Below are 18,385 nucleotides of genomic sequence, written 5' to 3' on the forward strand. Positions count from 1 at the left end.
ATAACGATAAAGCCTGCATTGATAGTAGCGCGCTGCAAATTCCGCTATTCAGCATTCAAGCATCTTTAGGGCGGAACCATGCCTTAAATGTTGTGTAGTAATTGGGCTGACGCATACACAAATAGCCCATGACCAACACATTGACAAGCGCAGTGATTAGAAACAACTGCGGGATGCTGTAACCTAGCTTAAACAAAGCGATAGAAAATAGGGCAGAGACCACCATAAACAAAGCGTTCATAATATTATTGGCGGCTATCACACGTGAGCGATACGCGGGCTCCGACAAGGTTTGTATCAACACATACAAAGGCACAATGTAAAAACCACCGAATACGCCTATCAATGCAATATCTATCAATAAACGCCAATGGTTAGCGTGACTTAGAAACTGATGATAATCAAAAGGTTGTATACCGCTTTCCGTTGCAAGATGTGTTGCCACCCAATAAATATCCAACGTAAAGCAACTTAAGCCTATGCCGCCAATCATCACCAAACCCAGCATGGCTTTGTTGCGTGAAAGTTTCTCGCAAAGCAAAGAGCCAATACCCACGCCAACAGAAAATACCGTCAACATCAAAATAAACACGCTTTCATCCCCATGCAGCACCAGCTTGGCCATATTGGGGAATTGCGCCAGCAATGTCGCGCCAAAAAACCAAAACCAAGAGATCGCCACAATGGCTAACCACAGTGATTGCTGCGCCCAAATCAACTTTACATTGCGGCAAGTTTCTATGATCGGATTCCACTGTATTCGCAACGCGGTGGAAAGCGCTGGTGTGACCGGTATTTGTCGGCTCGATACATAACCAATCATAGCAATACCAATCACAGCAACGCTAGTCAGCAAAGCATAATCAGGCTGAATTGCCAGCCATGCCCCCAACACTTGACCCAGCAAAATAGCCACAAAGCTGCCCATTTCTACCATGCCGTTACCGCCTACCAGCTCTTGGGTATTCAGCTGCTGAGGCAGGTACGCGTACTTTACCGGACCAAATAGAGTGGAGTGAACACCCATCAAGAATAATGCTGTCGCCAATAGCCACAACTGATGCAGATAAAAGCCAGCGGCAGCAAATACCATAATCCAGATTTCCAGTACTTTGACTAAGCGAATAATGCGAGACTTCTCATATTTATCTGCAATTTGCCCAGCAGTTGCAGAAAACAAGAAAAAAGGCAGGATAAACAAACCCGGGAGCAGAGTCGCCATGGTCGCACCATCTAGATTGCCCAGTGTACTGGCGTGAAAGGCAACTAAAGTAATGAGTACAGTTTTAAATAAATTGTCGTTAAAGGCCCCTAAAAACTGCGTTAAAAAGAAAGGCAAAAATCGTTTTTGTTTTAAGAGCTGGAATTGGTTACTCACTGATTGGCCTTTAATTATTTTTTATATTAATAATACCGCGTGTAGTATTTTTTGTTTATTTAAGCTGCTTCCGCCATCTGCTTCAGCACTACATAATCAGTTTTACCTGTTCCCAATAACGGGATCTCATCTAGCCGAATGATTTTGCGCGCAATGGCTAACTCTGGCGTTCCCAAATTTTTGGCGACTATTTGTAAATCTTCTCGTTTCAGGGCAGGGTCGGTCGTGAACAGCACGATATTTTCGCCACGCTGCAAATCTACTTGCGTGGTCGCGGCATCTTGATGCTCGGGCGCTGCGGTATGTGCAATTTTCTCCACCACCTCAAGCGAGACCATTTCCCCCGCCACTTTGGCAAAGCGTTTGACGCGCCCCTTGATAAAGATAAACCCTTCATTGTCTACAGTGACCACATCACCGGTGTTGTACCAGCCTTGTTCTGGCACTTCCAGCTGTGCCGGCGCATCATACTTATAATAGCCCAGCATCACATTCTCGCCTTTTACATGGAACACGCCACCCTGTTCAATCCCAGGTACAGGCTCCAGTTTATAGTCAATTCCCGGCATCAATTGGCCTACACTGCCATGCCGATTGGCCATAGGCGTATTGGCTGAGAGTACCGGCGCGCACTCTGTAGTGCCATAGCCTTCTAAAATGCGTATGCCAAATTTTTCATGATAGGTTTTACGCACTTCTTCATTCAGTTTTTCAGCGCCGGCCACCACAAATCGTAATTTATAAAAATCGTAAGGGTGTGCAAATTTGGCGTAGTTTCCCAAAAAGGTACTGGTCGCAAACAATACGGTACAGCCTTTATCATAAATGACTTCTGGGATAACTTTGTATTGCAGTGGTGATGGAAAAATCATGATTTTGATGCCAGCTAATATAGGCAAGAGCGAGCCAGTAAAGCCAAACGCATGGAACATAGGCAGTACCATCATAAATTTATCGGTTGGATTAAAATCCAGCACAGCCATAATTTGCGCAATATTGGCCAAGATGCTTTTATGGGAGTGCACAACGCCTTTAGGCTTGCCTTCCGAGCCTGATGTAAACAGGATGACCGCAATATCTTCTGGGCGTGTTTCATCCATAGCTGCTCTGGGATAATGCAGCGCATAGCCCATTAACCATGCGCGATCCCTCACGCCGAACTGACTTCTCAAATCTTCCAAGTACAGTACGTTTAAGCCTTGGAACTGTGCTACTACTTGTTCCAGCGCGGCGGCTTCAATAAACTTTCTGGAGGTGATAATGGTTTTGATATTGGCTGCGGTACACGCATTCTGCATGCCCGCAGTGCCCGAGGTGTAATTGAGCATGGCTGGAATTCGGTTAAACGCGCTCATACCCAGTATCAGCGCCAGCGTGTTGGTCACATTTGGCATCAATACACCGACCACTTCTTTAGGTGCACTTACTTTGCAAGCAATGCGCCCTAAGGCCAGACTCTTTTTCAGCAACTCCTGATAAGTCTCTTCGACCTCATTCATGTCCTCTACAATTTTTGTGCTTCTACCAAACTTATCCACGGTATCTAAAAAAGCTTCAAAAAATGTGCGGCTTTTTTGCGCTTGAAACAACATTTTTTGCATCACGCCACGCATGCCTTCGCCAGCAATGCGTCTGCGTTGCTTGGCTGATAGTGGCGCATGATTGCTTGGGTTTTCAATCACGATTTCCGTACTAGGCAATACTGTAAGTGTGACACGTGGAAAAAGTTTTCTCGGATGCGCATCTGATAAGCGCCCAAAGTAGGATTGCGCCGCGCCTTCTACCCGCACTGGCAATATGCGTGCGCCAGTCTTGGCTGCAACAAAGCCAGGGCCATCATAGACTTTCATTAAGCTGCCGGTCAGCGTAATTCGGCCTTCGGGGAAAATCACTACATTCTCACCTAAATCCAAACGACGGATGACCTGCTTCATGGCCAATGGGCTCACCGGATCAACCGCTAAATGGGGTGTTAATCTTAAAAACTGACGAAATATTCTGTTTTTTAATACGCCTGTGTGCACCACAAAAGTGGCGCGTTTGGGCAAAAATAGCCCTAGTAATAGGCCATCCAAAAAGGATTCATGATTAGCCACGATCAACAAACGATCTTCTTTCGGCACGTGTTCTAAGCCATTGACCTTGACGCGAAAGATAATTTTACAAATGCTACGTAGTATTGCTGCCAGCATCTCAACCCCCGTTAAATCTATTCTTTATAGTTCTTGTTGGATGTAATTTAATACATTTTCTATGGCTAACGTGATTTGGCTTTTGTTCACCCAAAAGAACACTTCTTTGCCTATTTTTTCACTGTTAAGCGCACCACTATGCTGTAACGTTTTTAAATGGTGCGTTACCGCGGTTCTGCTTAGCTTGGAATGCTCTGCTATTTGCAAAATATTTAACCGCTCATCTTTATCGAATGCTAACAGAATTCGCTGCCGCTGCTCATCGCCTAACGCAACAAACAAGGCTGAGATAGCTTGCCATTCATTTGGTATGGATTGAATTGTTTTCATCACTATATAATTAGTTATGTAGTGATGTTTGTCAACTATTTTTTATTAAAACAATACGACGGCGACTGAATTGTATTCAATGATAATAACGGACGTAAAAAAACGGCCCGCAAGCGAGCCGTTTTTTATATTGCTATGACTGACAGATTAAGCGTGATATGCGCGCTCACCGTGCTCTGTTGTGTCTAAACCTTCACGTTCAGCTTCTTCAGATACACGTAAACCGATTAACACATCAACGATTTTCAGTGCGATGAATGATACGACTGCTGATAATACAATCGCGGTCACTACTGCTGTGACTTGTGCAGTCATTTGTGCGCCGAAATCATAAGCAGCCACACCATTTGCAACGTAATCCACAACACCTGCGCCACCTAATGCTGGGTTTACAAACACACCCGTAGCTAAAGCACCGAAGATACCGCCGATCGCATGCACACCGAATACATCTAACGCATCATCATAACCAAGCATGTATTTCACTTTAGTTACAAAGAAGTAGCAGATTGGTGATACAAGTAAACCGATGATGATTGCACCTACTGGGCCTACGAAACCGCAAGCTGGCGTAATGGCAACCAGACCAGCAACAGCACCAGATGCAGCACCCAACATAGATGGTTTTGATTTACCAAACCACTCAACAAACATCCATGAAAGTGTAGCCGCTGCAGTTGCAATGGTAGTGTTTACCAACGCTAATGCCGCATAACCATTTGCTTCTAAGTTTGAACCAGCGTTGAAACCGTACCAACCCACCCACAGTAATGATGCACCTACCATCGTTAATGTCAGGCTGTGTGGTGTCATGGCTTCTTTACCGTAACCAATACGTTTACCTAATACGAAGGCAGCCACTAAACCAGCAACACCCGCATTAATGTGCACAACAGTACCACCAGCAAAGTCTAGAGCACCTTTAGCCCACAACCAACCAGCATTAGCTACAACAGTTTCAAAAGAGGCTGCATCAGTGATGGCATCAGGACCGTCCCAGTACCAAACCATGTGTGCCATTGGCAAGTAAGCAAATGTGAACCAAATCACCATGAAAGCTAATACAGCAGAGAACTTCATACGCTCAGCAAATGCACCGATAATCAACGCAGGGGTAATAGCAGCAAACGTTAATTGGAACGCTACGAAGAGGTACTCAGGAATGTACACGCCTTTGCTGAAAGTTGCTCCCAGTGATTCTGGTGTTACGCCAGCTAAGAAAGCTTTGCCAAGACCACCAAAGAATGGGCTACCACCAGTAAACGCGACACTGTAACCATATACAGTCCACAGCACCGCCATCAGTGAGAAAATCACAAATGTTTGCATGAGTACAGACAGCATATTTTTTTGGCGTACCAAACCGCCGTAGAACAGTGCCAAGCCTGGGATAACCATTAATGTCACCAATATAGTGGCCACGATCATCCATGCACTGTCACCTTTGTTTGGTACTGGTGTAGGTGCTGCTGCGGCTTCAGCTACTGGCGCAGCTTCTTCTGCAGCTGGTGCTGGCACCGCTTCAGCCACAGCCGCTGCTGTATCTGCAACCGCCTCTACTGTAGCAGCAGCTGCTTCAGGCAAATCTTCTGCAAAACTATATGGGGTAGCACCCAGACCAAGCACGGCTACTAATGATAAAACTGAAAGAAATTTTTTCATGTCCATGCCCCTCTTATAATGCATCTGGACCGGTTTCACCGGTACGGATGCGATAAACTTGTTCTAAATTGAACACAAAAATTTTGCCATCACCAATTTTGCCTGTCGCAGCAGATTTTTCAATCGCATCTACAACCTGGTCTAGCATGTCATCTTTAATGGCTACTTCCAGCTTCACTTTCGGCAGAAAGTCCACCACATATTCTGCACCACGGTAAAGCTCAGTATGGCCTTTTTGACGACCAAACCCTTTCACTTCGGTAACGGTGATCCCTTGTACACCAATGTTGGACAAGGCTTCACGCACTTCATCAAGCTTAAATGGCTTGATTATTGCGGACACAAATTTCATGTTTTTCTCCTGTTGGTAGGTTAGTCGGTAAGCCAATTAGTTGCTTGGCTTACCTTTTTGTAATGAAACTTAACTACTTAGAATGTACGGCCTAATGTAAAGACTAAGCGACCATCATTCAAGTCTTTACTTTGTGCTTTAGTAGCAGTGCCTTTACCGTTAAAGCTTGTACCGCCGTAGCCTCTGTCGCTCCAGTAGTCATCGTTACTTGCTTCTACGTAATAAACACCTGCATTCCAACCTTCAGACTTAGCAATGCTGAATGACTTGCTCAAACCAACTTTCCAGTCTGTGTAGTCTGGGTTTGTCTCGTTACTGATAGAGGTACTAGGTAAGTTACCGTTGCCATCAGCGTAAGCCAAGTTCAATTTACCCGCTACGTTCAAATGACCTACGTGACCAATCAATGTTAAACCGCCAAATGGCAATGGATAAGCAGCATTTAACTCAACATACGTAGAACCACTTGTGCCGCCATCCCAGCCTGTTTTTTTCTCAGCGCCAAACCAGTCACCTAAAGTAACGGATACTTTTGCACTTAACCATTTGTAAGATACGCCAAAGTTCGCCTCATAAGTATCCCAACGGCCGCCACGTGGTGTTAATACATCATTTGGGTTAACTGCGTTAGATGCTCTGTATTTTTTCCAGCTACCGCCCGGATAGAAATAACCAATCACGCCAGCTGAATAGCCTAAGCCTTCAACAGCTGAGATAGTACCGCTGTAGCCACCATATAAATCTAGCTCAACGGTTGCATCTGGAAAAGTGTTAGGTGTTACGTTTGAACCCCAAGCACCTACGAAGAAGCCGCTTGAGTGGGCAATATCAAAACCACCTTGTAATGCTGGTTTATGCCAGTTTTGTGAGATACCACGTGTATAGTAATCAGATACGATACCGATGTTAGAAGTCGCCGTCCATGCAGACTCTGGCTCTGCTGGTGCAGCAGCCGGTGCGGCTTCTGCTGGTGCTTCTTCTGCGTATGCAATGTTAGCCATTGCAAGTGTGCTTAATACAGCGGTTAGTAAAATTGATTTGCGCATTATTCATTCCCCTCGTTACAAAAAATAGATACAACAAAAAAGATACAACATAAACGCTTGAGCAAAACGCATGCCAACAATTAAAATATATAACAATCATATAGTTATACTAATAATATAAAGCTTTGTATTAATAAATATAATTAATTTATTGATTTATAATAAATATATGCACTATATTGATGCGTATAAGCACATTGCACCGTGTATAAACGATGTTAAAATGCATCATATTCAGGAGATAAACCGATGTTAAATTCAGAGCTTTTGCATGACTTATCCATTAAAATCAAAGAGTTAACTAAAAATAGTCCGATTGCCGACCTAGACAAGAACATTCACGCACTAATTCAGGGCGCACTCACCAAAATGGAGCTTATTTCACGCGAAGAGTATGATGTGCAAACAGAAGTACTCAAACAGACGAAAGAGAAGCTGAATGCACTGGAAAAGAAACTGGAATCCATCGAAGATTTGTTGCAAAAAAGTCAAAAATAATCGCGTATGACGCTTGCAGTGTTGTATAGCCGTGCTTTAAATGGCATGGAAGCGCCGGAAGTCGTTGTAGAAGTGCATCTCGCCAATGGGCTGCCAAGCTTTACTATTGTGGGATTGCCTGAAGCAGAGGTCAAAGAAAGTAAAGATCGGGTGCGGGCCGCCATTCAAACCGCACAATTTGAGTTCCCCGCCAGACGCATCACGGTGAATTTAGCCCCGGCTGACTTACCAAAAGAGAGCGGTCGCTACGATTTGCCTATTGCTCTAGGCATTTTGGCTGCCTCCGGTCAAATTCCTGCAGCGTCTCTCAACCGCTATGAAATTGCCGGAGAACTGGCGTTAACTGGCGAGCTCCGGCCGATTCGCGGCGCACTGGCGATGGCTTACCATATGACGCAACGCAAGCATGATGTACAGCGTGCGTTTATCTTGCCCCAAATAAGTGCACAAGAAGCCAGCCTAGTCAAAGACGCGATTATTTACCCGGCGAAATCGCTGCTAGAGGTATGTGCACACTTGAGCGATCACACCTTGCTAATGCCTCACACCGGAGACGCACCAAATCAAAGCGCCAGCTATCCAGACTTTAATGAGGTAAAAGGGCAGAGTAGGGCCAAGCGTGCGCTAGAAATTGCAGCAGCGGGTGGACATAGCGTGCTGATGAGTGGCCCGCCAGGTACTGGCAAAAGTATGTTGGCCAGCCGCTTTGCCAGCATTTTACCCAGCATGAGCGAGCAAGAGGCGTTAGAAAGTGCAGCTATCCAGTCGCTGAGTGGCCGTTACTCGTTAAAACAATGGAAACAGCGCCCCTATCGTGCGCCGCATCATACTGCCTCTGGCGTCGCACTCGTTGGCGGTGGCGGTATCCCGCGACCGGGAGAAATTAGTCTTGCCCATCATGGCGTATTGTTTTTAGATGAGCTACCTGAGTTTGATCGCAAAGTACTCGAGGTATTGAGAGAGCCACTAGAAAGCGGACACATTACGATTTCGCGCGCGGCGCGGCAAGCAGATTTTCCTGCTAAATTCCAATTGATTGCTGCCATGAACCCGTGTCCGTGTGGTTACCTTGGACACTATCACCACCAGTGCCGCTGTACGCCAGATCAGGTGTCGCGTTACCGTAGCAAGATTTCCGGGCCGTTCATGGACAGGATAGACTTATTGATAGAAGTCCCCGCACTGAAGGAGGATGAAATGATGCAGGCTGCAGTGGCTGAGAGCAGTGCGGACATTCGTGTACGCGTAGAGCAAGCACGCAATATACAGCTAGCGCGTCAGCAAATACCAAACGCCAGTTTAGGCAGCTTGGATATTGACCAGCACTGTGCTGTGGATGAGGCCGGACTCACGCTATTAAAAACAGCGGTAAATCGCATGGGCTTATCGGCACGGGCGTATCAGCGCATTCTTAAAGTAGCGCGCACCATTGCCGACTTAGCCAATGCGCCAACCATTCAATCTGCGCATATTGCCGAAGCCATTCAATACCGCCGCGTGGACTAACTCAGATGCTAGGGGCTTGAGGGTTTAGCGCGCCTCTGTTGCTGCCGCAATCCTTGTACCAACGCTTCAGACTCTTTTTTACGAGTCTCCGTATATTGCAGCAACCCTTCCAGTTGTTGCGCAGACGGCAGCGCAGGGTCGTGCGGTAATTTGGATAGTTTTTCCAAATGCGCCTGATAAGGCTGAAGGATAGAAAAATCAATTTTACTCGCGAGTGCATCAAACGACTGATTGCCTTGCTTACTCTCATGCACAATTTCTAACCAAGAGCGGTTGATGGCTTGATTTTCATACAAAAACGCACTGATTTCGCTACGCAATAGTAGCTCATCACTCCAGCGGTATTTGGGCTTGGGAATATTATTGGACAACACAAGGCAGGCAAGCACCAATCCGGCCATGGCCATACCGCGGTATTGCAGTGGCATGACTCTGGCCGTTAATGATTGCGCTAAACCAATGCTCATTAACGAACCGGCAATAAAACCGCCAATATGCGCCGCATTATCAATACCAGGAATGACAAATCCCAAGATAATGGTAATCACGGCAAATACACTGCCGCCGCCAAACAGCCATCTAAACTCATGTGGCGCAATAGCGGCACGTTCACGCCATAAAAAAATCAGCGCCGCGCCGTAGATACCAAAAATAGCGCCTGATGCGCCACCGGAGACTGCGTTATTGCCCTGTATCACCAGCGAGAGCAAATTGCCGCACAATCCTGCAATCAAATAGATCGTCACGAAACGCCAGCGACCATACATACGCTCTACTAACTGACCAGCATCCCATAACGACAAACTATTGAGCAGTAAATGCATCACACCAAAATGCAGAAACATGGCGGTGCCTAAACGCCACCATTCGCCATCTTGCGTGGCAGGGCCAAAGTTAGCACCCCAGCGTAATTGCACATCATTGGGGGAATGCCAAAAACCGGCGCCACCCACCAGCATGGCCACAAATATCAACACATTGAGCGCGATCAGGATATAAGTGACTGGCGTAGATTGGCTTCGTTGTGCCAAACGATCGTAAATAGACAACAAAACATCACCTTTTAATTCTTGATTCATCTTTATATGTAGTCGCGCGCTTCACTATTCAATATTAGCAACATACTAACTCGATTATTGGACATGGATTGAATGCGAGATATTGCGCACCCAAAAAAATATTTGGCATTTAGTACGCAGGCCATGCTTGCACAGGTATTATCGTCGCAACCCATCATGAATGAAAAGGAACCACCATGTTAAGCATGTACGATATCAGCATTCCCCCGCTCAAAAGAACACTGACTAACTTGTCACAGTTGCTCAAAAAAGGCGAGGCATATGCGGCGGCCAAAGAAGCAGACCCCGCTGTGTTAATAGAAGCGCGCTTATTTATCGACATGTATCCACTAAAACGCCAAGTACAAATTGCAACCGACATGAGTAAAGGTGCAGCAGCCAGACTGGCTGGCGTGGATATTCCCGTCTTTGAAGACAATGAAACTACATTTGAAGCATTGCAGGCGCGCATTGAAAAAACCATTGTCTTTTTAGACAGTGTAGACCCCAAGCAGCTTGAAGGCAGCGAGAGCAAGTCCATCACGATTACCATACGCAAAGTTGATATCCAGTTCACAGGCATCGACTATCTGCAAAAATGGGTACTGCCCAACGTCTACTTTCATGTCACCACGGCATACAACATCATGCGCCATCAGGGCGTCATACTTGGTAAATCTGACTTTTTAGGCCCTAGGAAATAAAATTTATACTGAATTTGCGCAGATAAGGTAGCGCCGATTTGTATTTTTAGTCACTATTTGATTTAACAGTTAACGCACGCTGTTTTTGTTTAAGGTGAGTCTATGAAACACATTTTGGTGGCAAATGCGAAAGGTGGCAGTGGTAAAACCACACTGGCCACCAATTTGGCGGGATACCTGGCATCTCAACAACAGCAGGTGATACTGGCAGATTTAGATAGACAGCAATCAGCCACACAATGGCTGAAACGCAGACCGAAAGATGCGCCAAAAATATTCGCTGCGAATACTGACCATACAGTGCAATGGAAGGTAACGGATTCACCAGCTGGCTTGCGCGATGAGAAACTGGCAGATGCTGTGAAAGAAGCGGATTTGGTGATCGTGCCTATTCAGCCTTCCGCGTTTGATATTGGCGCAGCCGGGGATTTTCTGGAGGTGCTGATTGCAGAAAAAACCATACGCAAACATAAAACCTTTGTGGGCTTGGTGGGCTCACGCGTCAATAGTCGTACCCATGCTGCATTAGGCTTGGCAGAATTTATGACAGAAACTGGATTGCCAGTGTTAGCCTATCTGCGCAACTCACAGGTGTACACAACGGCTGCCGAGCAAGGGTTGAGTATTTTTGATATGCGCCCGTCATTGGTCGCACAAGATATTGAACAGTGGTCAGTGTTGCTGGATTGGATTAACGAGAACACAACACACCATACGTAGGCTATGGTTTGGCAGGTATCCAATACAAAGGGGTATTTCCTGGTGCATAAAACGTTTTCAATTGGCTTCTTCTCAAGGTTTCATAAGCTTCGTCCATTGAAATATGTTGCGCCTCAGCTTGTTTAGCAGCAATCGGTCTTGCATACTTAACCCAAGCTGGATTTTCTATATAGCCGCGATCATTCATGCAGGTTTGCAATACGCGCGATTTTCTCGCCAACTTTTCTAGCTTTTGAAATGGTAGGGCCTCAGGTAGCGCGATGGCCGCTTTTTCTGCAATCAATTCACATTCATCGCCCACATGCTCCAATGCCGTCATTGCGCGCGGCGCTTGTTCCTGCTGGTTATTGGTATACCAATACGCCCCCAAACCTAACAATATCAGCAATCCAATCACATAGTATGCGTATCGTTTCAATGCGTAATCCTTTGCGTTTTAGTTGATAGAGCATGCGCAATCACTGTGAATACCCATCCATGCACATATCGAAACGGTAGCACAATTTACATCAGAAATGCACGATTGGCTCACACTGCACGCTCTACATGTCATGAATGACATCCATCATCGACTAACCATCTGTAGATCATGAAAAGGAGCGTCTTATGTATAAAAGAATGAATGTCATGCAGCAAATTAAAACACATATCGTTGCGCTAATTAGCTTGGTGACCGCACTAAGCGGACTCCTTTATAACAACTGGCGCGATCACCAGAATGAGCTCAACCACAACATGCGTAACGCTGCGTTTGAGGTACTAAAAGACTTAGGTGAACTACAAACCATTGTTAACTATGCGCACTTTGAGGCAGACAGTACACGTGGCAATCCAATCGAAGGCTGGAAATACGCCATTCAGGTCAGAGATCTTAGCCGCTTACTTTCACCCGCCAGTCAACAAAAGGGCAAACAGTTGTATCTGGTATGGGAGAAAGACTGGGACACGTTAAACGAAGACAGTGTAAGTGAACAACGAATTAGCCAACAAATCGCTGAGACCAGAAGCGCGGTGCTCACTGCTATCGACACCCTACAGTAAGTCACTGCACGGTCTATTTTTCAATTACAGAAACTGCCACACCAACCCATGGTTGCTCTAAAGAATGTTTGCATTAGGCCGATGTAATAATTACCACAACACAAGCCAAAAAGGAGGTGTGCGATGACAGTGTATCAAGTATTGAATGAAGAGAATTTAGCCTACGGTGAGTTCTTTGATTTGCAAGAAGCGATGTACAGCGCACAGGATTTTACGGTGTGGGACGACGAGCACTACTATCATGTGGAAGAACTAGAGTTGGAAGTGGTCTAGCTGCTAACTGCTTGATTAAATAGAGTACTCTGGGTGCTGATTTTGGTCTGCATTGGCATTCCAAAAGTAGTAAAAATCACGGGAAACCTGCACAAAAAATGCTTTTAAATCATGCTTGTTGATCAAGGCTTGAATTTTCTCAACCGTTAACCGATAGTCAAAGTGTGTTTTTGCTTGATGATTTCTAAGCTCAACCGTTAAAATTTTAGCGATTTTTTTGCGTGAATCTACCGCATCATTGGCAATTTCTTTTTCTAGCATATCCTTCGTAAAGTGACTTAACAGCATCATCTCTGCATCTGAAAGTAATTCAGACTCGGCTTTTTCCCATAAATCCAGCAACGATTTAGGTGTTTGCGTAAGATTCCTAAAGTCGATTGAGTGTATTGAAAGCTGTTGACTGCCTTGATAAGTGAACTCTGCCATCCAATAGGGGTAAAACGCCCGTATCATTTGCGTGCAGAAAGGGCGTTCCATTTCTTCCAGCTGCGCTAAATACTGACTGACCGCACGTCGATACGCCACGCCTTCTGCCGGAATATCATAAATAAACTGTGCGAATTGATGCAGATAATATTCGACTTTGGCTAAGTCCTGCGTTTCTATATATTCATTCAAAAAGTGCTCAATTGCATTTAACAATTGATGATTGATATTGAGCGTCAGGCTTACTTTTTTAGCCAAATCTTTTAAGTCTGCATTTTTACTGGCGTGTGCACTCAAAATGGTTTGAATGGCATAAGCATGATCCGTAGACATTTTGGTTACATTGACCACGCCAATAAATCGCCTTGCTTGTGCGGCAAAGCGGGACAGCAACACTAATTTATTGTTATTCATTGTATGATTTACTCGTTAATCACATCATGTATTTAACGCTGGAATTATGCTAGCACGCAAACTATTAACCTGCAAATATAGTCATCGTGAGTAAGTCGTTAGATTACGCGCGTTGAAGCGCGGTTATCTAAAGCAATCGCTAGTTTAACAACACACGTCCTGTATAGCGATTGATTGTATTAGGGTTTAAGTGATTAAATACAATTTCATCAAAACTTTACAATTGGTCATGTCTCTAGCTACTACGTTGACACCCCCCGCATTGCAAGTCGCCAGCAATCAATACTGGCGTATAGGTTATCTATTATTGCTGGCATGTTGTCCGTTATCCGCATACGCAGAAATCACGGCTGAACAACTGGTCAACGATGCTTATGCCGATGGCGCATTGATTGCTACTGCAAACGCTTGCCGAATTGAAAAGACGCAAATCAATCAGCTGATTTTCAAGCAGAAAAAAACTTCTTTGGATTTAGCCAAACAACACCAACTACCATTCGTGGCAAAAGATTACGATGACTATGTGGTCTCAGGGTTTGAGTCTGCCATGCGCGTACTATCGGATCAACCAGAAGATAACGATGCACTGGCGGCTATTTGTGCTGGTGTACAAGAAAAAATAGCCAAAAAAATAGCGCCCTAAGCGCTATTTTTTATCACGTCTTTAACTCATTTACTCTTCATTCACTTACTTTTCTGTAGCAGGTGTTAAGCCCATTGCTACTTTTAGCTGCATCGCAGCCACTTCATCCAATTTATTCAACGCAGCCACATTCATCATCGCCTCGTTGTGCTTGCCGCTTTCTTCCGCAATCAAACCTAAATAATAAATGGCTTGGCTATGTTGCTCGTTCATCGCTACCACACGGTACATATGCTCTTCAGCTTTTTGATAGTTTTTAGCAGCGTACTCTGCAGCCGCTAAATAAAACCAAGCTTCTGTTGTATTGGGCTCTTTGGCTGCCCATTCACTCGCAATACTCAGTAGCGCATTCCAATCCTCAGTTAAATAAGGATGCACAATTTTCATGAAGTATGGCCACTGTTCTGGCGCTAATGCCCAAAATGGTAACTCGCTTTTTGCGTTGACGGTTTGTTCAGGTAATTTCATCGCTGCTTTTACCCACTCTACTGGCATGTTGTAGTAATAGCTATTATGACCTGGACTTTTTAACGTAATCACACCCACCAAATTACCTTCGCGGTCAAATACGCCACCGCCGCTAGCGCCCATATTAAACGAGCTGGTGGCACGCACAACCACACTACCATCCATAGGGTACAAGCCTTTTACCACACCAAATGTACTGGTAGGGATAGGTAAGAAGCCTGGATAACCGATGGTGAATACAGGCTGCTCGTATTTCAGCGCCTCGCTGGAGCCGATACGTGCAACTGGCGCATCTAAGCCTTCTGCTTTTAGGATACAAATATCATGGCGCCAATCTGGTTTGATTGCGCTGACATTGAATGAGGCGCCGTTGCTGACTACGCTAATGCTGGCTGCATTGGCGACAACATGACAATTGGTCACAATTTCATCTTTGGCCACTACGACGCCTGAACCCAAGCCGTAGCTACCATTTGCTAACGCTACTTGTACTCGTAATACTTGCGCGTTGAGCTGATGAAGCAATTCTTGTGAAGGTTCGGCCTGAGCAACCGAAGCTACTCCTAAATATACCAGTGCCGAATACAATATGTGAGCATAAAACCTTGTCATGATAAATCTCCAATCTACAACTACATTAATCTACAACAGCATTTGATAAACCCCGCAAACCTAAAATTTTAAATAAACATGCTTTAGTATTTATAAAGCAATTCCCGTTCCAAGCCATTTGAGTGCACTTACTTTGACGAGCACCCAGTGCAAATAGCTGAGTAGGGCACAATGCAAGATTAATAGAAGACATCAAAAATCAATTGCTGGAAAACACTTAATAATATTGTTTAGTTTCCGCAATGACATGGTCACTCGGCAATTACCACGCGGGGAAATTTAAAATAAAATTCATTAAAAACAATAGGTTGGTAAATTAATGCTATTGCACTGCTACTGGCAATACAGCTTACTCTTATGCGTAGTATCAATATTTTTACAGGGGCAATGTTAAGGCGGTTGTACGTTAGATCACGTATTCAGCTACATAACGGTGCTAAGTGAATGCTAGATGCACACATTTTGAAAATCGTATCGTCACACAATGCACACATTTGGTGCAAAAGTAAGGGTTGAAATTGCAATGAACCAATCATGTAGAATAAAAGTCACATCATTAAGCACTAAACTTTATCAACCAAGAGAAAGTGATTTACGATGCGTAAAAAACTATATATTGGAAGAGCTAAACCATTGATTATTGCAGTTGCATTGATGGTGGGATTAAGTGGGTGTAGTAGCATGACCACACGTAACAAGAATACTGCAATTGGTGCTGGGGTAGGTGCAGTTGCCGGTGCAGTACTTACTGGCGGTAGTGGTATTGGTACAGTGGGTGGCGCTGCGATTGGCGGTATTATTGGTAATCAAGTCGGCAAGCATTAACATTCCTGTTACCCAATAAAAACGGCGTGCTAGCACGCCGTTTTTACATGTCATTATTATTGGTAGCGCAATCCAACTGCGCGAGATAGCAGATCTAGATAGCCAGGTTAAGTGCCAATCACGCCACCATCGTCTTTCGTAATCACAATCACACTAGAACGTGGCTTCGCCACGCCTCTGCCACGGTAAGTTGTAGGGCCATTGGCACCGTTGTCTGGCCAAGTTGAATGATCGGTAAAGCTGGTTGCCCAATCTTCACCAGGGTGCTGAATACCCACAAACATCGTCTTACCATCTGGCGTGCCAATCAGCCCCGTGACTTCTGCATGCGGTGGTGCCGTTAAAAAGCGACGTGTTTCGCCAGTCGTCGGGTCTGCGCATAGCATCATATTGCCACCGATGTTGGCCCAATCGCCTTTTGCATCTCCGGGCTGGTCCGTTTGAATCCATAGTCGGCCATGTTTATCAAACCATAAACCATCTGGCGCACCGTAATCATCGCCATTGATATTGCCTTGATAACCCACGTTTTGGCCATCGAACTCTGCATTGGTATAAGAACCCGCCAATGCTTTGGTGGTGGCTTTGTCTCCGCATTGCACAAAAATATCCCAGACAAAACTCGTCGCGGTGACGGTGTCACCATCCTCACGCCAACGAATGATATGTCCATAATCGTTATCAGGTCTTGGGTTGGCTGCATCTACCACTGGGTTAGCGGTAGCAGCAGTGGTGGTCCCATCTGCTTTATTGGACGACACAGGCGTATTGCCACGGCGGCTATTATTGGTCAATGTTAAATAGACTTCGCCAGTACTTGGATGCACTGAAGCCCATTCCGGCCTATCCATCATGGTTGCGCCTAAACGGTCGCCGGCCTGGCGTGCTTTAATCAACACCTCAGCTTGGTCAGCAAAACCATTTTCCGGGGTTAATCCGTTTTGTCCCCAAATCAGGGGCAGCCAAGTGCCTGAACCATCGGCATTGAATTTTGCGACATACAGCGTGCCGTTATCTAACATATCTCGATTGGCGTGTTGATTACGCTTGTTGTATCTGCGTGCACACACAAATTTGTACACATACTCATTACGCTCATCATCTCCCATATATAAGGCTACGCGCTCGTCAGCATCGACAGAAATGGCGGCACTTTCATGCTTAAAGCGGCCAAGCGCTGTGCGTTTAATCGGTTTACTTTTAGGATCCCATGGATCAATTTCAACGACCCAGCCAAAACGATTTGGCTCGTTACGGTTGGCACTTAAATCGAATCGTGCATCGGCTTCATGCCAGCGGTAACCAAAGCCAGCGCGACTGATGCCATAGCGATTTTCATGTGCGGTTGGCACAAAGCTAGCATCTACAGAACCAAAATAGCCATTGAAGTTTTCTTCGCAAGTCAGGTAAGTGCCCCAAGGTGTATAGCCATTTGCACAATTATTCAACGTACCTAACACTAAGCGGCCTTTGTTGTCGGCTTCTGTACGCAACATTGCATGACCTGCAGCAGGGCCGCTGACAACGATAGGTGTATTGCCGGTGATACGGCGGTTAAACGGAGAATTGCGACGGACTTCCCAATCTTGCTTTTTCTCCTGATAAATCTCCACCACGTTCACGCCATGGCCAGCCTGTTGCGCTTTGACCATTTCTGGCGTAATGGCGACTTTGGCATAATCAGCGGCCGGTGCAACGCCACTCAGCAATGCTGGGTCCACATATTCGCTATTGGTCACTAACAAACCTCGTTTGCTAGCTAACGCGCCATGTCCTGTAAAGGGGAATGCAAAGTAATGCATGCCATCAGTATGGCCGCCATAGCATCGCACTTGTGTGGCTTCATCCATAGGCATAGAGGGATCCCAATGCGGCGCCTTGGTGAGAGAATCTCCCCATGACACTAGCACGCGTGCGGTATAGCCAGCAGGCACTGTCACCGCATCAGTCATTGGAATCACATTGGGCGCAACTGGGGTAAATCCAATGTCTGGTTGCTGATCAACTGGCTTGTGATCGCCTTTGTATTTGTGGGCAGAAGCATCATTGGCGACACAAGATAAAAGTGAACCGCCTACAGTAGCAAGCGCAGTAGCGCCAAGTGAGCCTTTGATAAAAGTGCGGCGTGTAAACAGACGCGTTTCGATCAAATCACGAATGGTCTCGTGACTGCTCGGGTTTGCAATGGTGTCGGCAGGATTTAGCTTGCCATCCGGGTGTAGTGCACTACTCATGTC

19 protein-coding genes are annotated in these 18,385 nt (G+C 45.5%); 8 read left to right on the top strand and 11 right to left on the bottom strand.

Features of this window, described 5'->3' with window-relative positions; genetic code table 11:
• Positions 1-55: 55 nt before the first annotated feature.
• The 6 genes from FG11_RS11415 to FG11_RS11440 form a co-directional block, all read right to left on the bottom strand.
• Positions 56-1,378, bottom strand: coding sequence for an MFS transporter (locus FG11_RS11415; RefSeq protein WP_047535183.1), 1,323 nt, complete (start codon positions 1,376-1,378; stop codon positions 56-58).
• A 59-nt stretch (positions 1,379-1,437) separates the two neighbouring features.
• Complete coding sequence (gene aas, locus FG11_RS11420) at positions 1,438-3,570, bottom strand: bifunctional acyl-ACP--phospholipid O-acyltransferase/long-chain-fatty-acid--ACP ligase (protein ID WP_047535185.1); 2,133 nt, start codon at positions 3,568-3,570, stop codon at positions 1,438-1,440.
• 24 nt (positions 3,571-3,594) lie between these two features.
• Complete coding sequence (locus FG11_RS11425) at positions 3,595-3,900, bottom strand: ArsR/SmtB family transcription factor (protein WP_020183225.1); 306 nt, start codon at positions 3,898-3,900, stop codon at positions 3,595-3,597.
• 147 nt (positions 3,901-4,047) lie between these two features.
• Entirely contained in the window at positions 4,048-5,562 is a 1,515-nt protein-coding gene (locus FG11_RS11430) for an ammonium transporter (protein ID WP_047536153.1), read from the bottom strand.
• Between the two features lie 13 nt (positions 5,563-5,575).
• The gene (glnK, locus tag FG11_RS11435; RefSeq protein WP_020183227.1) at positions 5,576-5,914 is read right to left on the bottom strand and encodes a P-II family nitrogen regulator; all 339 of its coding nucleotides are present in this window, start codon (positions 5,912-5,914) and stop codon (positions 5,576-5,578) included.
• Positions 5,915-5,991: 77 nt separating this feature from the next.
• Positions 5,992-6,960, bottom strand: a complete 969-nt coding sequence (locus FG11_RS11440) for a TorF family putative porin (protein ID WP_020183228.1) — start codon at positions 6,958-6,960, stop codon at positions 5,992-5,994.
• Between the two features lie 249 nt (positions 6,961-7,209).
• Between FG11_RS11440 and FG11_RS11445 the strand changes: the two genes are divergently transcribed.
• Together FG11_RS11445 and FG11_RS11450 are read left to right on the top strand one after the other, a co-directional pair.
• A complete protein-coding gene (locus FG11_RS11445) occupies positions 7,210-7,458 on the top strand; it encodes an accessory factor UbiK family protein (RefSeq protein ID WP_047535187.1) in 249 nt (82 codons plus the stop codon).
• A gap of 6 nt (positions 7,459-7,464) precedes the next feature.
• A complete protein-coding gene (locus FG11_RS11450) occupies positions 7,465-8,964 on the top strand; it encodes a YifB family Mg chelatase-like AAA ATPase (protein ID WP_047535190.1) in 1,500 nt (499 codons plus the stop codon).
• Between the two features lie 8 nt (positions 8,965-8,972).
• Here FG11_RS11450 and FG11_RS11455 read toward each other — a convergent pair whose 3' ends face one another.
• Positions 8,973-10,043, bottom strand: coding sequence for a rhomboid family intramembrane serine protease (locus FG11_RS11455; RefSeq protein WP_200884579.1), 1,071 nt, complete (start codon positions 10,041-10,043; stop codon positions 8,973-8,975).
• A gap of 176 nt (positions 10,044-10,219) precedes the next feature.
• Here FG11_RS11455 and FG11_RS11460 point away from each other — a divergent pair, with 176 nt between their 5' ends.
• Both FG11_RS11460 and FG11_RS11465 read left to right on the top strand, forming a co-directional pair.
• Positions 10,220-10,726 carry a DUF1993 domain-containing protein gene (locus FG11_RS11460; protein WP_047535193.1) on the top strand — a complete coding sequence of 169 codons (507 nt, stop codon included), beginning with the start codon at positions 10,220-10,222 and terminating at the stop codon, positions 10,724-10,726.
• Positions 10,727-10,828: 102 nt separating this feature from the next.
• Complete coding sequence (locus FG11_RS11465; RefSeq protein WP_047535195.1) at positions 10,829-11,446, top strand: nucleotide-binding protein; 618 nt, start codon at positions 10,829-10,831, stop codon at positions 11,444-11,446.
• A gap of 1 nt (position 11,447) precedes the next feature.
• Here the strand turns inward: FG11_RS11465 and FG11_RS11470 are convergent, their stop codons facing one another.
• The gene (locus FG11_RS11470) at positions 11,448-11,864 is read right to left on the bottom strand and encodes a hypothetical protein (protein ID WP_200884580.1); all 417 of its coding nucleotides are present in this window, start codon (positions 11,862-11,864) and stop codon (positions 11,448-11,450) included.
• A 188-nt stretch (positions 11,865-12,052) separates the two neighbouring features.
• Between FG11_RS11470 and FG11_RS11475 the strand changes: the two genes are divergently transcribed.
• Together FG11_RS11475 and FG11_RS13620 are read left to right on the top strand one after the other, a co-directional pair.
• The gene (locus FG11_RS11475; RefSeq protein WP_020183236.1) at positions 12,053-12,487 is read left to right on the top strand and encodes a hypothetical protein; all 435 of its coding nucleotides are present in this window, start codon (positions 12,053-12,055) and stop codon (positions 12,485-12,487) included.
• Positions 12,488-12,610: 123 nt separating this feature from the next.
• A complete protein-coding gene (locus FG11_RS13620; protein ID WP_020183237.1) occupies positions 12,611-12,760 on the top strand; it encodes a hypothetical protein in 150 nt (49 codons plus the stop codon).
• Between the two features lie 15 nt (positions 12,761-12,775).
• On the opposite strand, the gene FG11_RS11480 is transcribed toward FG11_RS13620, so the two are convergent.
• Positions 12,776-13,600, bottom strand: coding sequence for a hypothetical protein (locus FG11_RS11480; protein ID WP_047535197.1), 825 nt, complete (start codon positions 13,598-13,600; stop codon positions 12,776-12,778).
• A 229-nt stretch (positions 13,601-13,829) separates the two neighbouring features.
• On the opposite strand from FG11_RS11480, the gene FG11_RS11485 reads away from it, so the two are divergent.
• A complete protein-coding gene (locus FG11_RS11485; protein ID WP_152604066.1) occupies positions 13,830-14,243 on the top strand; it encodes a hypothetical protein in 414 nt (137 codons plus the stop codon).
• Positions 14,244-14,288: 45 nt separating this feature from the next.
• Here the strand turns inward: FG11_RS11485 and FG11_RS11490 are convergent, their stop codons facing one another.
• Entirely contained in the window at positions 14,289-15,323 is a 1,035-nt protein-coding gene (locus tag FG11_RS11490; RefSeq protein WP_235276383.1) for a S1 family peptidase, read from the bottom strand.
• A gap of 654 nt (positions 15,324-15,977) precedes the next feature.
• Between FG11_RS11490 and FG11_RS11495 the strand changes: the two genes are divergently transcribed.
• Positions 15,978-16,148: a glycine zipper 2TM domain-containing protein gene (locus tag FG11_RS11495; protein WP_152604085.1), complete on the top strand. Its 171-nt coding sequence runs from the start codon at positions 15,978-15,980 to the stop codon at positions 16,146-16,148.
• A 107-nt stretch (positions 16,149-16,255) separates the two neighbouring features.
• On the opposite strand, the gene FG11_RS11500 is transcribed toward FG11_RS11495, so the two are convergent.
• Positions 16,256-18,382, bottom strand: coding sequence for a PhoX family protein (locus FG11_RS11500; RefSeq protein WP_047535200.1), 2,127 nt, complete (start codon positions 18,380-18,382; stop codon positions 16,256-16,258).
• Between the last annotated feature and the right edge of the window lie 3 nt (positions 18,383-18,385).

Origin of the sequence: Methylotenera sp. N17 (assembly GCF_000799155.1) — a bacterium.
In the GTDB taxonomy this organism is placed as follows: domain Bacteria; phylum Pseudomonadota; class Gammaproteobacteria; order Burkholderiales; family Methylophilaceae; genus Methylophilus.

Excerpts from the sequence above, each read along its gene's own strand:
- aas (WP_047535185.1), bottom strand. The coding sequence starts at position 3,570 with ATGCTGGCAGCAATACTACGTAGCATTTGTAAAATTATCTTTCGCGTC.
- FG11_RS11425 (WP_020183225.1), bottom strand. The coding sequence starts at position 3,900 with ATGAAAACAATTCAATCCATACCAAATGAATGGCAAGCTATCTCAGCC.
- FG11_RS11430 (WP_047536153.1), bottom strand. The coding sequence starts at position 5,562 with ATGAAAAAATTTCTTTCAGTTTTATCATTAGTAGCCGTGCTTGGTCTG.
- glnK (WP_020183227.1), bottom strand. The coding sequence starts at position 5,914 with ATGAAATTTGTGTCCGCAATAATCAAGCCATTTAAGCTTGATGAAGTG.
- FG11_RS11440 (WP_020183228.1), bottom strand. The coding sequence starts at position 6,960 with ATGCGCAAATCAATTTTACTAACCGCTGTATTAAGCACACTTGCAATG.
- FG11_RS11445 (WP_047535187.1), top strand. The coding sequence starts at position 7,210 with ATGTTAAATTCAGAGCTTTTGCATGACTTATCCATTAAAATCAAAGAG.
- FG11_RS11450 (WP_047535190.1), top strand. The coding sequence starts at position 7,465 with ATGACGCTTGCAGTGTTGTATAGCCGTGCTTTAAATGGCATGGAAGCG.
- FG11_RS11455 (WP_200884579.1), bottom strand. The coding sequence starts at position 10,043 with ATGAATCAAGAATTAAAAGGTGATGTTTTGTTGTCTATTTACGATCGT.
- FG11_RS11460 (WP_047535193.1), top strand. The coding sequence starts at position 10,220 with ATGTTAAGCATGTACGATATCAGCATTCCCCCGCTCAAAAGAACACTG.
- FG11_RS11465 (WP_047535195.1), top strand. The coding sequence starts at position 10,829 with ATGAAACACATTTTGGTGGCAAATGCGAAAGGTGGCAGTGGTAAAACC.
- FG11_RS11475 (WP_020183236.1), top strand. The coding sequence starts at position 12,053 with ATGTATAAAAGAATGAATGTCATGCAGCAAATTAAAACACATATCGTT.
- FG11_RS13620 (WP_020183237.1), top strand. The coding sequence starts at position 12,611 with ATGACAGTGTATCAAGTATTGAATGAAGAGAATTTAGCCTACGGTGAG.
- FG11_RS11480 (WP_047535197.1), bottom strand. The coding sequence starts at position 13,600 with ATGAATAACAATAAATTAGTGTTGCTGTCCCGCTTTGCCGCACAAGCA.
- FG11_RS11485 (WP_152604066.1), top strand. The coding sequence starts at position 13,830 with ATGTCTCTAGCTACTACGTTGACACCCCCCGCATTGCAAGTCGCCAGC.
- FG11_RS11490 (WP_235276383.1), bottom strand. The coding sequence starts at position 15,323 with ATGACAAGGTTTTATGCTCACATATTGTATTCGGCACTGGTATATTTA.
- FG11_RS11495 (WP_152604085.1), top strand. The coding sequence starts at position 15,978 with ATGGTGGGATTAAGTGGGTGTAGTAGCATGACCACACGTAACAAGAAT.
- FG11_RS11500 (WP_047535200.1), bottom strand. The coding sequence starts at position 18,382 with ATGAGTAGTGCACTACACCCGGATGGCAAGCTAAATCCTGCCGACACC.